The sequence below is a fragment of the Duganella sp. GW822-FHT06D06 genome (genome assembly GCF_058799615.1).
Window position 1 is genome coordinate 98,009 of the sequence record NZ_JBXALQ010000011.1, and the last position, 14,451, is coordinate 112,459.

General features: G+C 64.7%; 17 protein-coding genes. 7 read left to right on the top strand and 10 right to left on the bottom strand.

Annotated elements, in window-relative coordinates; translation table 11 throughout:
• Positions 1–10: 10 nt before the first annotated feature.
• On the bottom strand, positions 11–2,011 hold the full coding sequence (locus tag AC1RMD_RS20140; protein ID WP_492928701.1) for a TonB-dependent receptor: 2,001 nt from the start codon (positions 2,009–2,011) through the stop codon (positions 11–13).
• Positions 2,012–2,231: 220 nt separating this feature from the next.
• Here AC1RMD_RS20140 and AC1RMD_RS20145 point away from each other — a divergent pair, with 220 nt between their 5' ends.
• A complete protein-coding gene (locus tag AC1RMD_RS20145; protein WP_492928702.1) occupies positions 2,232–2,969 on the top strand; it encodes a substrate-binding periplasmic protein in 738 nt (245 codons plus the stop codon).
• Between the two features lie 10 nt (positions 2,970–2,979).
• Here the strand turns inward: AC1RMD_RS20145 and AC1RMD_RS20150 are convergent, their stop codons facing one another.
• From AC1RMD_RS20150 to AC1RMD_RS20175, 6 genes are all read right to left on the bottom strand, one after another.
• On the bottom strand, positions 2,980–3,171 hold the full coding sequence (locus tag AC1RMD_RS20150) for a hypothetical protein (protein ID WP_492928704.1): 192 nt from the start codon (positions 3,169–3,171) through the stop codon (positions 2,980–2,982).
• Between the two features lie 66 nt (positions 3,172–3,237).
• Positions 3,238–3,453, bottom strand: a complete 216-nt coding sequence (locus AC1RMD_RS20155; protein WP_492928706.1) for a hypothetical protein — start codon at positions 3,451–3,453, stop codon at positions 3,238–3,240.
• Between the two features lie 10 nt (positions 3,454–3,463).
• Entirely contained in the window at positions 3,464–4,420 is a 957-nt protein-coding gene (locus tag AC1RMD_RS20160) for a PaaX family transcriptional regulator C-terminal domain-containing protein (RefSeq protein WP_492928707.1), read from the bottom strand.
• Complete coding sequence (locus tag AC1RMD_RS20165) at positions 4,417–5,751, bottom strand: permease (RefSeq protein WP_492928709.1); 1,335 nt, start codon at positions 5,749–5,751, stop codon at positions 4,417–4,419. Before AC1RMD_RS20165 ends, AC1RMD_RS20160 begins: the two co-directional genes overlap by 4 nt.
• Entirely contained in the window at positions 5,748–6,008 is a 261-nt protein-coding gene (locus tag AC1RMD_RS20170) for a DUF2249 domain-containing protein (protein ID WP_492928711.1), read from the bottom strand. Before AC1RMD_RS20170 ends, AC1RMD_RS20165 begins: the two co-directional genes overlap by 4 nt.
• Positions 6,005–6,472, bottom strand: coding sequence for a hemerythrin domain-containing protein (locus AC1RMD_RS20175; RefSeq protein WP_492928714.1), 468 nt, complete (start codon positions 6,470–6,472; stop codon positions 6,005–6,007). The genes AC1RMD_RS20170 and AC1RMD_RS20175 overlap by 4 nt, the downstream gene beginning before the upstream one ends.
• A gap of 144 nt (positions 6,473–6,616) precedes the next feature.
• Here AC1RMD_RS20175 and ubiU point away from each other — a divergent pair, with 144 nt between their 5' ends.
• The 3 genes from ubiU to ubiT are packed head-to-tail and all read left to right on the top strand — an operon-like array spanning position 6,617 to position 9,059.
• On the top strand, positions 6,617–7,654 hold the full coding sequence (gene ubiU, locus AC1RMD_RS20180; RefSeq protein ID WP_492928717.1) for a ubiquinone anaerobic biosynthesis protein UbiU: 1,038 nt from the start codon (positions 6,617–6,619) through the stop codon (positions 7,652–7,654).
• A 14-nt stretch (positions 7,655–7,668) separates the two neighbouring features.
• Positions 7,669–8,571, top strand: a complete 903-nt coding sequence (locus AC1RMD_RS20185; protein ID WP_492928720.1) for a U32 family peptidase — start codon at positions 7,669–7,671, stop codon at positions 8,569–8,571.
• Positions 8,568–9,059 carry a ubiquinone anaerobic biosynthesis accessory factor UbiT gene (gene ubiT / locus AC1RMD_RS20190; protein ID WP_492928723.1) on the top strand — a complete coding sequence of 164 codons (492 nt, stop codon included), beginning with the start codon at positions 8,568–8,570 and terminating at the stop codon, positions 9,057–9,059. The genes AC1RMD_RS20185 and ubiT overlap by 4 nt, the downstream gene beginning before the upstream one ends.
• Here ubiT and AC1RMD_RS20195 read toward each other — a convergent pair.
• Genes AC1RMD_RS20195 through AC1RMD_RS20205 form a run of 3 tightly spaced genes read right to left on the bottom strand, consistent with a single transcriptional unit; the run spans position 9,056 to position 11,982 of the window.
• A complete protein-coding gene (locus tag AC1RMD_RS20195) occupies positions 9,056–9,763 on the bottom strand; it encodes an anaerobic ribonucleoside-triphosphate reductase activating protein (RefSeq protein ID WP_492928725.1) in 708 nt (235 codons plus the stop codon). The two genes, ubiT and AC1RMD_RS20195, sit on opposite strands and share 4 nt — an antisense overlap.
• 1 nt (position 9,764) lies before the next feature.
• On the bottom strand, positions 9,765–9,944 hold the full coding sequence (nrdD, locus tag AC1RMD_RS20200; protein WP_020706364.1) for an anaerobic ribonucleoside-triphosphate reductase: 180 nt from the start codon (positions 9,942–9,944) through the stop codon (positions 9,765–9,767).
• Between the two features lie 28 nt (positions 9,945–9,972).
• Positions 9,973–11,982 (bottom strand): ribonucleoside triphosphate reductase, encoded by a 2,010-nt coding sequence (locus AC1RMD_RS20205; protein ID WP_492928728.1) that lies wholly within the window; start codon positions 11,980–11,982, stop codon positions 9,973–9,975.
• Positions 11,983–12,170: 188 nt separating this feature from the next.
• On the opposite strand from AC1RMD_RS20205, the gene AC1RMD_RS20210 reads away from it, so the two are divergent.
• From AC1RMD_RS20210 to AC1RMD_RS20220, 3 genes are all read left to right on the top strand, one after another.
• On the top strand, positions 12,171–12,599 hold the full coding sequence (locus AC1RMD_RS20210; RefSeq protein ID WP_492928729.1) for a GNAT family N-acetyltransferase: 429 nt from the start codon (positions 12,171–12,173) through the stop codon (positions 12,597–12,599).
• Entirely contained in the window at positions 12,596–13,240 is a 645-nt protein-coding gene (locus tag AC1RMD_RS20215; protein WP_492928731.1) for a dihydrofolate reductase family protein, read from the top strand. The genes AC1RMD_RS20210 and AC1RMD_RS20215 overlap by 4 nt, the downstream gene beginning before the upstream one ends.
• A 339-nt stretch (positions 13,241–13,579) precedes the next feature.
• Complete coding sequence (locus AC1RMD_RS20220; protein WP_492928733.1) at positions 13,580–13,942, top strand: DUF6232 family protein; 363 nt, start codon at positions 13,580–13,582, stop codon at positions 13,940–13,942.
• Positions 13,943–14,451 lie beyond the last annotated feature (509 nt).

A 14,451-nucleotide genomic window follows, 5' to 3' on the forward strand; every position in this document is an offset into this window, starting at 1 on the left:
GCGCGTCCGCCTACCAGTCCCTGCGCACCCGCAGCATGGCGAATGGCTGGGTACGGGTCACGCTGTGCTCGACGAAGTCGACCGCTCCGGCCAGCCGGTCGCCGGCGTAGTGGGTGCGGTCATTGGTGACGACGCGCCCGGCGAGGTTGTTCAATTCCAGCGTCACCATCAGATTAGCCGCCGGCCGATAGTTGACGAACGCGCGGGCCCAGCCGGTGCCATTGCTGGTGTCGTGCTCGGCGACCTGCCAGTTGTCGTTGCTCCAGCCATTGTCGATGGACAGTCCCCAGGCGGACCTCTGCCGCGGCAAGTCCTGCGAAAACTCGATCCTCCACGCCAGCGGCTGCTCGCCGGACAGCGCGCGGGTCTCCAGCGTGGTGGGATCGGTGACGGACGAGGCGCGCCGGGTCATCGATAGCTTGAGCAGCCCCTGCGGCAGCGACCAGTTGTCGGTCGGCAGCGTGAGCAGGCCGGTGACGCTGTCGGCGCTGGCGTCGCCGATATTGCCGGCGGCGTCGTAGCTGGCGTTCGCGGTACGGATCGGCATGCGGTCGACCAGGTCGCTGATGTGCGATTGCTTGTAGCTCACGACAGCGGAACCCCGTTCCCAGAAGCGGTATTCGAGCGCGCCTTCGCACAGCCAGGTCTTGGCCGGCACCAGATCGGGCAAGTCGGCCCGCAGCGCCTTGTCGGCGATGCCGAAGTACCCTGCGGAATCGCCGAAGTTCAGCTGGCTGACCTCGCGCTCCATGCGCAAGCGCAGCAGCAGCGACGACGTTGGCGACAACGACAGCCGCAGCCGTGGCTTGGGATAGACGTAGGCCTTGGCCTCCGGCTGGTCGGCGCCGATGCGCAGGCTGGAGTGTTCGATTTTCAGGCCGGCTTCGGCATTGAGCGAGCTGTCGACCTGCCATGCCGAAGACAGTTGGCCTTCCAGGCGCGATTCCTGGACCCAGGCGCTGCCGCTTGGCGCTGCGGCGACATGGGCGTTGGCCTGATAGGTGTTGCTGTTGTCGTTGGTGTTGACGGTCCGTTCAAAACCGCCGCGCAGCATGACCCCGTCCAGCGCCCGCCAACTGAGCTCTCCCGCCAGCACATGCTCGTTGGCCGTGGCATTGGCCACCGAGTACGACAGGTTGCCACCGGCCGCATATGTCGATTCGGCGCTCAGCTCGGAGCTCCGGTGCAGCGCCTTGAGGTCCATGCTCGCCCCGTGCGCCAGGTCGCGCGTGTAGGCCCAGCCCTGTTCCACCGTGCGTCCGGCGTTGTCGTTGCTGCCCGACGAGCGCGTTCCGGCGTCGTACTCGGCTTGCGACTGGTAGGTCCAGGGATTGACCGTGGCGTTCCAGCTCAGCTGGCCGTCCAGCAGATCCCGGCCATAGCTCAGTTTCATCGTCTTGTTTTCGGCGATGCCGGCGCCCACGATGCTCACTTCGGCGGCCGGGGTGGGGGTGGTATAGAGCGTGGTCCGGCGTCCCTGTCCTTGCGACATATCCGGCGCGCGGTTGCTGGCCAGCGTGAGGTTGATGCTCTGGTCGCCGTGCTTCAGGTTGTAGTTGCCATCCAGCGAGGGCCGGTGGATGCCGTCCGGCGTCAGATAGCTGGAGGCGCTGATGCTGGCGGAAACCAGGTCCATCTGTTTGAGCAGGATGTTGGCCACGGTAGGGTAGCCCTGCATATCGATGCCGCCCGCGCCGCCGTTGATCACTTCGATGCGTTCCACGCCGGCCAGCGGGATCCGGCCCAGCACATCGCCGAGCGGATCGGTTTTGGAGGCGGGGCGCTTTCCGTTGATGAGCACGTTGCCGGCCACACCGCGCGCCGCATTCCCGCCATCGAACACAAAGCCGGGCAGGCGGGCCACCATGTCCATCGCCGTGCTGGCCTGAAACTGCGCGAAGTAGTCCGGCTTGTACGACGGCGCCGGCGTCGCGGCGGCGCCGACCGCCCCTGGGGCGGCCAGCGCGGCGGCCAGCAGGGCGGCGTGATGGATGGGTGTTTTTTGTCGCATTTCAACATTGTGCAATGAACACCATGAGTAAGCAATTGCGAATTTCACCAAATTGCTGTCGAGATCGGCGCGCGGCAGGCGGTCAACGTGTGGCTTTTGCGGAACAGCTTCCGCATATCGCTACTGGAACACAGCGGCTGACGTTGATAATGTGTTTTTTCGGCACATATCGCTATCGGCAGACGGGTTCTCAATGCGTGGATGTAAATTTCTGATCGGCGTGTCCTGCTTGCTCGCCATTGCAATGCCGCGGGTCCATGCCGCGCCGCCGGTCCGGTTTCTGATGCTGGAAAACCGCACCATGCCGTTTGGCCTGGTGGCGCCGGGACCGAATGGGCGCTTGTCGCTGGCCGGCGGCATCACCAAGGATTGGCAGGATGCCTTGGCCAAGGAATTGGGCCGGACGCCGGCCTACGTGCTGCTGCCGCGTAAGCGCCAGGATATGGCGGTGGTCCAAAAATTGGTGGATTTGCGCTGCTTCGTCAGTCCGGATTGGCTCAGCAGCGAACAGGTGGAGCAATATGACTGGCCGGCGCCGTTCTTCGATGTCGAGGAACGCCTGGTCGGCCCGTTGAACGGCAAGGCCCCGGACAGCATGGACGGGCTGGCCGGCGCGCGCATCGGGACCGTGCTGGGCTACAGCTACCGCAGCCTGGATCCGCTGTTCGCCGATGGTCGCGCCAAGCGCGACGACGCGAGCAACGAGATGTCCTCATTGCTCAAGCAGGTGGCCGGCCGTACCGATTTCATGGTCATGCGCACCCTGGACTTCGAGTATCAACTGAAGACAGATCCGACGCTGAAAAAACTGCGCCTGACGCCGCTCGTGGTCAGCCACTTCGCCATGTATTGCGCGCGTCCGAAATACAGCAGCGTGTCGCTGCGGGACTTGATCGACGCGCAAACGCGGCTGCTCAATGCGGGCGTGCTGGACAGGATACTGGCCAGCTATCGCTAGCAGCGCGATCTCAGCGATGGCAGACGGCAGGCCGCTGCCGGCGTGTTTCCGGGTAGGCCAGCACGCGGCGTATCGCTTCGAGCGGCACGTGGTAGGTTTGCATATACGTCCAGGCGATGGCCGACCCCTTCGAGTTGGCCAGCCAGATGCCGTGCTCCACCACCGAACTGATCACATTGTTGGTACGTTGGTCTCCAGTCATGTTTTACTCCCAAGGCAAAGTGGAAACGTTATTACATAATTAAAAATCATGTCGCCACGTAGAACCTTATCCCTTGGCCTGGCGCGTCGTCCCGGCCGCCGCGTTGCGCGGGCAGGCCGCGCCGAATAGCGCTTCGACCATCGGATCGCGCCGTATCGTCAGCTTGGTGGCGCGCAGCGGCTGGATGATGTCGTCGACCAGGCGGTGGACGCGGTTGCCGTCGCGGTTGACCGTGACGCTCAAGGTGGGACCACGGTAGTCGTCCATCGTCATAAGTTCCATGTATTTTCTCCTAAGCCAGTTGCCGGCCTATGCCGGGCTGGACGTTTCTATGGTCGGTAGGCGCCGATGGCCGGCGCAATCTTGCGGCGCTGGCGGGCGGGGTTTCGGTGGCGAGGGTGCTCAGCGCCAGGATGTGGCGGCGCGCCTGTCCCGTGCAGCGGCAATACAGCGCCACGTAGGTCTGGTAGGCCGCCATCGCCGGCCATGCCCGGGGCAGCAGTTCCTGCGGCAGCAGCGGATCGCTGCGGCGGCAGTGCTGGTAGCCGTGGCTGACCAGCAGCCGCACCATGAAGGCTTGCTCGTCGCTGATCGCGCCCGGTTGATCGAGCAGCGCGCGCAAGGGTTCGAAGCGTTGCAGGAATTGCTGGTAGAGGGCGGCGGTGCCGTCGAGGTCCCAGTCGGTGCGGCCGAACAGCGGCTGGCGCGTGGCGGCGGCCAGTTGCGCGCCGCTCACGTCGAACAAGGCGAGGCCCAGTTCTTCCGCCGCCGGCATGGCGCCGTCCAGCGCGCTGCGATAGGTGCTGGGCCGCGCCAGCAGGTTGGGCGCCAGCAGGCAGTAGTCCAGGGCCAGCAAGCGCTTGCGCGTGGCGGCATAGCGCGCCGCGCCGATGCCGCCGCTGTTGACCAGGATAGTCCAGTCCTCCGCAAAGCTGCGCTCCGGCGGGATGTTGTGGCGCTGGCGCGCGGCCCACACCGCCGCCGCCGTGGCCGGGGCCAGCTGGCACAGGCTGCGGCGGCCATGACGCTCGACGCGCAGCGCCTGGTGATTCGCCAGGCGGCACAGCGCGGTGCGGATCGCCCGCTCCTGGAAGCCCAGCGGCTGCATCAGCGCGATGGCGCTGCCCAGCCATTGGCTTTTTTGCCCGAACAGCTGGGCTTCGCTGAACATCAGTATCAGCATGGTGTTCAGGCGCGGCCTGGCTTGCAGCAGACAGGCTTCGATATAGCTTGCGGTGGTGTTGCTCATGTGGTTGCCGTGACGGTTAGGGGTGGCTTGGAAGCCGGGCGCAGGCGCCGGTACAGACGCAGCGCGGTGGCCAGGTTGTACCAGAGCCAGAGGCAGGAAAAGCCCATCAGCGCGGCGGCCGGCCGGGCCAGCAGGTCCGGGCGCCAGCAGGCGGCGGCCAGCAGCAGCAAGGCCAGCGCATGGGTGCGGAATTGCCGGTGCGCCGCTGGCTCGGGAATGATTTTGTTGATGCCGGGAAGCTTGGGCTTGCCGGGCGCGGCGGTTTCCTGCAAGTGGTACCAGGTCAGAAAGGGGACGATTTTGTACAGCATGCCGGCGATGGCGGACAGCGCGAAGCCGGCGATCAGCAGCACCCCCAGCAACAGCGGCCGCAGGTTGTCGTCGCCGTCGCCCGGCCACAGCCACACCGCCAGCGCCGCCAGCAGGCTGGCCATGGCCGTGCGCCAGTACAAGGTGGTGGGGTCGGCGCTGGGACGCTTGCGGCGCGCCAGCAGGCCCAGCGTGCAGGCGCCGAACAGCGCGTAACCCGCCGCCAGCAGGAACAGGCAGGCCTGATGGAGCAGCTGCGCCGCTCCGCTCAAGCCGCTGGTGATCGAGGCCGCCGCCAGCAACAGGAATATGGTGGTGGTAAAACCGTTGGTCAGCAGCGGCGGGTAGGGCGGCGTCACCATGAACATCGGCACCACCTGGTAGGCGATGGCGATCACCAGCAAGCCCACCCAACCGAGCAGGCCCCACATCGCGTGCAGGTCGGTCAGGCGTTGCAGCGGCAGGCCCGCCAGTGCGGGAGTGGCGAAGGCGCCGGCCAGCAGGCCGCCCAGCACGGTGGTGAGCGCCAGCGAGACCAGCGCCAGGCGTATGCCCGGCAGCACCGGGCCGGCGCCGGGCCCGCGCCGCCGCCGCAGCGCGGTCGCGCAGGCGCCGACGAACAGCAGCAAGGTCGCCAGCAGCAGCGCCAACGCCCAGCGGAACAGCAGGGCTTGCTCCAGCCAGAAGGCGGCCGCCAGCAGCAGCGTGCCCAGGCACAGGCCGACGTGGACCATGCCGCCCACCACGCCCACCCGCGGCAGCGCGACGCCGGCCACCACGGGCAGCAGCTGCAACAGCGCGCCCACCATCGTCATGCTGAGGCAACCGAGCACCATCAGATGCGTCAGCGCCAGCGTTTGCGGCGACCAGCGCGTCAGCAGCGCGGCCGGACCTTGCCACGTCAGCAGCGCGGCCGCCAGCGCCGCGAACAGCGGCGCGGTCAGGAAATAGCGCAGCGGCAGCGACAGGCGGGGATTGAGGTCGAACGATAGCGCGCGTTGTGGAGCGTCGGCGGATTTCATGCGGCGGGCGCGTCGGCAACCAGCCAGATCAACACTTCGTAGCGATAGTCCGGTTGCGGCGTGGTGCGATAGTCGTAGCCGTAGCGCCGCAGGATCTGGTACAACGGCAGCGGGTCGCGGTCGATCAGCACCCGCAGCCGTTCAGCGGGGCCCAACTGGTCGAGCGCGTCGAGGATGCGCACCATCGGTTCCGGCGGCTCCAGGCCGCCGACATCGAGCAGGCGCACGTTGGCGCCCTGTTCTTGTAGCGTGCTCATGCTGCCGCCTCGGCGTCCGCCGTGGTCCGTTCCAGGTAGTCCATGCTGGCGACGATGGCGTCGGCCTGCTCGTGCAGCACGCGGTCGGCCAGCGGATAGAGCACGCTTTCCTCCTTCAGGTTGTGCTGGCGCATCAGCACGCGCAGCGTGTCGGCGTGGTCGAAGTAGCTGTCGCTGTCGCGCTGGGCCAGCGCGGCGCCCATGTGGTGCAAGGTGTCGCGCAGCTGCTCGTGTTCCATGCGCATCACGCTGGTCGGGCCGCAGGCGTTGTGCATCACGCGCTCCAGCCGCGCAAACAGCACCCGCTCCTCCTTGTCCAGGTGGAGCTCGAGCCGGGACAGGAAGGCGGCGAAGCCGGTGGCGGCGGCGTCCCAGTCGCGAGCGGCGATGCTGGCTTCGGCAAGGTTGTACAGCTCGTCGCAGCGGCGATGATCCTGCTCGAGGTAATGGGCGATCGTTTGCATGGGCTAGTCCTTGAGAATGTGCAAGGCAATTGTCCCACCGGCACAAGCTCAATTTCTTTGATGCAGATCAAGGATTTCAGGCTTGACGGCGCGATACAGTTCGTTCGCCGTTTGGCGATGAACTTCTATCCATGTTTGATCCCAATGAAACCTTTCGATATTCCCCCAGCCGCCGGCCAACGCCAGATCGAGCTGGTGTGCCCGGCCGGCAGCCTGCCGGCGCTCAAGACCGCCGTCGACCACGGCGCCGATTGCGTGTACCTGGGTTTTCGCGACGCCACCAATGCGCGCAATTTCGCCGGCCTCAACTTTGACGACGCCGCCATCGCGGCCGGCATCGCCTACGCGCACGAGCGCGGCTGCAAGGTGCTGCTGGCCTTGAACACCTATCCGCAACCGGACACCAGCGCGCTGTGGCGCAGCGCCATCGACCGCGCCGCCGCGGCCGGCGTCGACGCCGTGATCCTGGCCGACCCCGGCCTGATGCGCTACGCCTGCGACCACCATCCAACGCTGCGCCTGCATCTGTCGGTGCAGGGCTCGGCCACCAGCGCCGAGGCGATCAACTTCTACCACCAGCACTTCGGCATCGCCCGCGCGGTGCTGCCGCGCGTGTTGTCGCTGGCCCAGGTCGAGCATGTGGTGCGCAACACCGAGGTCGAGATCGAAGTGTTCGGCTTCGGCAGCCTGTGCGTGATGGTCGAGGGCCGCTGCGCGCTGTCGTCCTATGTGACCGGCGAATCGCCCAACACCCACGGGGTCTGCTCGCCGGCCAAGGCGGTGCGCTGGCAGAACAGCGGGAACAGCCTGGAATCGCGCCTGAACGGCGTGATGATCGACCGCTACACGCCGCAGGAGAACGCCAGCTATCCGACGCTGTGCAAGGGCCGCTTCGAGGTCGACGATGAAACCTACTACGCGGTCGAGGAGCCGACCAGCCTGAACACCCTGGAACTGCTGCCGCAACTGCTGGAGATGGGCGTGCGCGCGGTCAAGATCGAAGGCCGCCAGCGCAGCCCGGCCTACGTGGCGCAAGTCACGCGCGTGTGGCGCGAGGCGCTCGACCAATGCCTGGGCAACGCCGCGCGCTACTCGGTCAAGCCGGGCTGGATGTCGGAACTGAACACCCTGGCGGAGGGGCAGCAGCACACGCTGGGCGCCTATCACCGTTCGTGGAAATGAAAGCTGGAGTCACCATGTTGAAACTTGCCTTAGGGCCGTTGCTGTATTACTGGCCACGCGCCCAAGTGATGGAATTTTATGAAGAGATGGCCGCCACCCCGGTCGACATCGTCTACCTCGGCGAGACGGTGTGCTCGCGCCGCCACGAGCTGCGCAGCGCCGACTGGCTGGCGATCGCCGATATGCTGGCGGCGCGCGGCAAGCAGGTGGTGCTGTCGTCGCTGGCGCTGATCGAGTCCAGCGCCGACCTGGGCGCGCAGCGCCGGCTGGCGGCCAACGGCCACTACCGGGTCGAGGCCAACGATATGGCGGCCGTGCACCTGCTGTCCGGCCAGGGCGACTTCATCGCCGGCCCGCACTTGAACATCTACAACCCGCCGACCCTGGCGCTGCTGCACGAACTGGGCGCGCGGCGCTGGGTGATGCCGCTGGAGATGGGCCGCGCCGGCCTGGGCCACATGCAGCAGCAGCGTCCGGACGGCATGGAAACCGAAGTGTTCGCCTTCGGCCGCATGCCGCTGGCGTTCTCGGCGCGCTGCTTCACCGCGCGCAACCGCAACCTGCCCAAGGACGACTGCCGCTTCAGCTGCATCGACCATCCGGACGGCCTGATGATGCGCACCCGCGAGCAGCAGGACTTCCTGGTGCTGAACGGCATCCAGAGCCAATCGGCGCTGGTGTACAACCTGGTCAACGAAGTGGCGCAGATGCAGGCGCTGGGCGTCGATGTCGCGAGGCTGAGCCCGCAGTCGCAGCACATGCCGCAGATCATCGCCGCGTTCGATGCCGCGCGCGGCGGCGCCTCGACCGCCACGCCGACGGCGCAGGCGATGGAAGGCTTGCTGCCGGCCGCCGCCTGCAACGGCTACTGGTACGGCCAGCCCGGGCTTGACTATCACATGGAGCATGCCGCATGAATCCCGTCACCATGAACCAAACCGGCGGCGCGCTGCCGTTGCCCGCGCCCCTGGCGGCGCTGGGCCGCTTGTTGCCGGCCTATCCCGGCGCGCTGCTGTGCGTGGCCGCGCTCAACCTGGTGCTGCGTCCGCATCTGCCGGAGGATGTGCGCGCCAGCCTGCGCGGCAAGCACCTGCGCGTCTGCGTCAGCGACGCCGGGGTGGCGTTCGACTTCACGTGGCGCGAGCAGGGCTTCGCGGCCGTGCGCGCGCAAGGCGAGGCCGACCTGGAGATCGGCGCCTGCACGCGCGACTTCATCGCGCTGGCGCGGCGCGAGCTGGACCCGGACACCCTGTTCTTCTCGCGCCGCCTGTCGATGCAGGGCGACACCGAACTGGGTCTGCTGGTCAAGAACACCTTGGATGGGATCGCGTTGCCGCTGACGGAATTGAGCAAGCAGGCCTTGACCCGCTTGCTCGACACTTTGCCGGGCCGGCGTCCGCGCTAGTGGTTGCGGCGCACGCTGAAACGGGGGAACAGCGGCTCGATACGTTCGAGCAGCTCGCCCCCCGGATAGCCGGCCACCGCGCTGGTCAGCAGCGCCTGGTCCTGGCAGCCGGTGGCGCGGAACTCCTGCAGCACATAATGCTCGACGCCTAGCGCCGACAGGGTACGCGCCAGCGCCACCAGCTGCGTCGGCGGCAGTTGCGCCGGATGCACGGTGGTGCGGCATTCATAGGCGACGCCGCTGGCCTGCACGGCGGCGATGCTGGCCCGCACCGGATCGCCGCTGCCGGGCACGCCGGTGACGACGGGATACAGCGAGAACGGCGCCTTGACGTCCAGTCCCACCCAATCCACCAACGGTAGCACGCTGGCCAGCCGGTCGGGGTAGATGCCTGCCGTTTCCAGTCCAACCCGGAAGCCCAGCCTGCGCACCTGGGCGATGGCGTCGCCCAGCGCCGGATCCATGGTGGCCTCGCCGCCGCAGAATACCACCGCGTCCAGCAAGCCCACGCGCCGCGCCAGCGCGGACAGGATGTCGTCCCACGGCAGCGGACTGGAGCCGGTGCGCGGCTGCAGGTGCGGGTTGTGGCAGTAGCCGCAGCGCCACGGACAGCCCTGCACGAACACCACGGCCGACAGCAGGCCGGGGTATTCGGTGGCGCTGAACGGCGTGTAGCCGCCCACCTTGAGCGTGGCGGCGCCCATGTCAGCGGCTGGCGTTCACAGCGGCTTCGCTGAAGAATTTGCGTTCATGGAACTCTCCCTGCTTGCCGATGTTGAACGAGGCCAGCGGGCGGTGATAGCCCATCACGCGGGTCCAGATTTCGCAAGGCTGGCGTTCGGCGTTGTCCAGTTCGGCGATGGTGGTTTGCGGCAGATTGTTCATGGTATTTCCTTGGTTGAGTTAAGTGTGGTCAGGCGTTGACGGCCTGCTTGCGCGCCAGCAGCTCGGCGTCGCATTTCGGGCAGTAAGGGTGGCTGCCGTTCAGGTAGCCGTGCTTGGGGCAGATCGAGAACGTCGGCGTGACCGTGATGTAGGGCAGGCGGAAGCGGCTCAGCGCGCGCCGCACCAGCGAGCGGCAGGCGTCGGCGCTGGTCAGCGCTTCCGTCATGTACAGGTGCAGCACGGTGCCGCCGGTGTACTTGCGCTGCAATTCGTCCTGCTGCTCGAGCGCCTCGAACGGATCGTCGGTGTAGCCGACCGGCAGCTGCGACGAGTTGGTGTAGTAGGGCATCTCCGCCGTGCCCGCCTGGCGGATGGCCGGATAGCGCTTGCGGTCTTCCTTGGCGAAGCGGTAGGTGGTGCCCTCGGCCGGCGTGGCTTCGAGGTTGTACATATGGCCGGTCTCGGCCTGGAACTCGACCATGCGCGCCCGCACGTGGTCCAGCAGGCGCAGCGCCAGTGCGCGGCCCCAGTCGCTGGTGATGTCGTGCTCGCCGCTCGGGTCGAAGTTGCGCACCATCTCGTTGACGCCGTTCACGCCCAAGGTGGAGAAGTGGTTGCGCAGCGTGCCCAGGTAGCGCTTGGTGTAGGGGAACAGGCCGTTGTCCATGTGGCGCTGGATCACCTTGCGCTTGATCTCCAGGCTGTCGCGGCCCAGCTCCAGCAAGCGGTCCAGCGCCGCCAGCAGGCCGGCCTCGTCGCCGCGGTGCAGATAGCCGAGGCGGGCGCAATTGATGGTCACCACGCCCAGCGAGCCGGTCTGCTCGGCCGAACCGAACAGGCCGTTGCCGCGCTTGAGCAGCTCGCGCAGGTCGAGCTGCAGGCGGCAGCACATCGACCGTATCATATTGGGCTTGAGCTCGGAGTTGATGAAGTTCTGGAAGTAGGGCAGGCCGTAGCGCGCCGTCATCTCGAACAGGCGTTCGGCGTTCGGGCTGTCCCAGTCGAAGTCCTCGGTGATGTTGTAGGTCGGGATAGGGAAGGTGAAGGCGCGGCCCTTGGCGTCGCCGGTCATCATGATCTCGATGTAGGCCTGGTTGATCAGGTCCATCTCGGCCTGCAATTCACCGTAGGCGAATGGCATGTCCTCGCCGGCGATGCGGGGGATCTGTTCGCGCAGGTCTTCCGGGCAGACCCAGTCGAAGGTCAGGTTGGTGAACGGCGTCTGCGTGCCCCAACGCGACGGCACGTTGAGGTTGTAGATCAGCTCCTGCATGTACTGCTTGACCTCGTCGTAGTTGAGGCCGTCCTTGCGCACGAACGGCGCCATGTAGGTGTCGAAGGAGCTGAAGGCTTGCGCGCCGGCCCATTCGTTTTGCAGCGTGCCGAGGAAGTTGACGATCTGGCCGATCGCGCTCGACATGTGGCGCGGCGGGCTGGACTCGACCTTGCCGGGGACGCCGTTCAAGCCTTCGTTGAGCAGCGTGCGCAGCGACCAGCCGGCGCAGTAGCCGGCCAGCATGTCGAGGTCGTGGATGTGCAGGTCGGCCTCGCGGTGGGCCTCGCCGATGGCGGGCGGGTAGACGTGGCTGAGCCAGTAGTTGGCGATGACCTTGCCCGAGACGTTGAGGATCAGTCCGCCCAGCGAATAGCCCTGGTTGGCGTTGGCGTTGACGCGCCAGTCCTGGCGCTCAAGGTACTCGTTGATGGAGACTGCGACATCGACCAGCGCGTGGCGGTCCTGGCGCAGCTTGGCGTGCTGTTCGCGGTAGACCACGTAGCTGCGCAGGGTTTTGCGGTAGCCGGCGTCGTACAGCACGCGTTCGGCGGTGTCCTGTATCAGTTCGACCGTCAGCCGGTCGTCCGGGCGCAGCGACGACAGGTGCAGCAGCGCGCACTCGGCCAGGTGGCGCGCTTCGGGCAGGTCGAACTCGCCGCTGGCGCGGCCTGCTTTCAATAGTGCGGCCTCGATCTTGGCCAGCGTGAAGGCTTGCTCGCTGCCGTCGCGCTTGATGATCCGGGTGTGAGTTAATTCTTGCATGCTTGGTCCTTGGTCCCATATCTAGTTGGTTTGCATAGGTTAGGCACTAGATATGGGGTCGTCAATCGAAGTCAGCGCGACTTTGCAATTCCTTGATATGGATTGTCTTTGAGCTGTACCCAGAGGTCGACGTCTGGCTGGCAGGGAGGCTAGACGCGCAGTGCAAGAAAATTAATTAAAATAGCCGAATGACCTACACATTCTCTCCAGCGACACCAGACGCGACTGCGTTTAAAACCCTCTATGACACCACAGGTTGGGGACCAATTGACCGGCGCGACGACTTTTACGAAGCGACGTTGCGCGGCTCCTGGGCGTCCTTTGCCGCATATGATGCAGACCAATTGGTAGGCTTCGCCCGCGTCATTTCGGATGGCAAGCTGCATGCCTTCATTACGGAGATGATTGTTCATCCTGACTATCAGCGCCGTGGTCTTGGCGAGGAATTGATTAACGCATTGGTTGCGCGGTGTCGGGCTGCGGGGATTAATGACATCCAGCTGTTCTGTGCCAAGGGGAAGGCGGATTTCTATGTTCATTGCGGATTCGCCAGACGGCCAGACGACGCGCCAGGCATGCAGCATCGGAACGATGATTTGAATGGAGAATCAAAATGACACGAGTTCGAGTTGAAGGCTTCACGATTTCTATCGACGGCTATGGGGCAGGGCCTAATCAGGATCTCAATGAACCGCTTGGCGTGGGCGGGAAGGAGCTACACCAGTGGATGATTCCAACCCGCACGTTCCAGCAGGTCCATGGCGCGGGCGATGGCACGACCGGTGTCGACGACGAATTTGCGGCGCGGGGATTTAAGAATGTCGGCGCGTGGATTCTTGGGCGGAACATGTTCGGACCGGTTCGGGGCCCTTGGCCCGACTTGAGCTGGAACGGCTGGTGGGGCGATAACCCGCCGTATCACGTGCCGGTTTTTGTGTTGACCCATCATGCGCGGCCATCGATCCAGATGGAAGGCGGCACGATATTCCACTTCGTCACCGGCGGCATACACGAAGCGCTGGACCGTGCCCGCGAAGCCGCGAACGGCCTGGACGTGCGCATTGGCGGCGGCGCCGACACGATTCGACAGTATCTTCAAGAAGGGCTTATCGACGAGTTGCATGTCGCGATCTCGCCGATTCTGCTGGGCAGTGGCGAGCGCCTGTTCGAAGGAGCTGACCTGCGGGCTCTGGGATATGAATGCGTCGAGCTCGTGGGAACGGAGAAGGCAACGCATGTTGTGATACGGCGCACCTGAAGCCCCGGTTGGGGCACGCCCGCGCGGTCCTTGTGGCGAAGCTCCTATTTTCTCCCCTATTTTCTTCGGCTTTCCCCAATTTAGGCCGGCAAATCCGGAAATAGCCAAATGCTTGAAAAAATCGAAGAGAATCGAAGAGAAAATCGGACGTTTGCCACAAGGAGCGGGGCGGAGCACCCCATGTGCATACTCTTTAGACGAGCAGAGGGGAACTGATCCTGATGGCCTGCACTTCGCAGGCGAAAGCCAAACTGATGTGACAATAGGCGTATATTTCCAAGCGTGAAACACGTAAGATGAAGCAATCTACAACCGCCGACATAGACAGGAACGCTCCAGATGGACGAACGCATTTTCTTTGAATATGGCGACGTGAAGGTTACGAATGCACGCTTCATCAATGGTGGGCAGACTTTTGCAATGAATAATGTCACCTCGGTAAAGCCATTTGAAAAGAAACCCAGTCGCATAGGCGGGATTCTGGTATTAGCAGTCGGCATCGCCATCATGGTCAATAGTAGCTTTGTCACCGGGCTGCTTATCGTGGGCGCCGCAGCCTATTACCTTTACCAGCAGAAGACGATTTTCCACATTCTTCTATCCACCTCCGCAGGGGAAACCACTGCCTTGGTGACGTATCAACGCGACTACTTGAACCAAGTCATTGCGGCGCTGAACAACGCTATCGTGCATCGAGGCTAGCCGTCTTTTTTTTGAATTGGGGTGGGGCAGTTCCCAATTGGGATGGGGTCAGTTCCGGCAACCTGCCAAATGGCACTTTGCCGGAACTGACCCTGAAGCCCCTGAAGCCCCCGTTGTGCTGCGGCGCCGGGAGACCAATGATGGCTGACAGAGTGCGTGAATGAAGCCTTTTGCGAGTAAAAATTGGCTCATCATTGCAGGGCTCTTCTTAATTTTGGTAGCAGGCTATAGCACCCTTGGAATACTTCAGGCGTTAAGCCTGTATCAGGGGGCGCGAGTGTTGGTCAATCTGCGATTTTGGGGAGCGATACTGGTGCCGAGTCTTGTTGCCGCCGGTATGTGCTTTTACGTCGCGCTACGTAGCAAGCCCACCGTCTAAACAGGGCAACGGGAATGGCACGATGCCGGAACTGACCCCGATACCCGATACTCGCTTGAAGCCCCGGTTGGGACACGCCTGCGCGGTCCTTGTGGCGAAGCTCCTATTTTCTCCCCTATTTTCTTTGGCT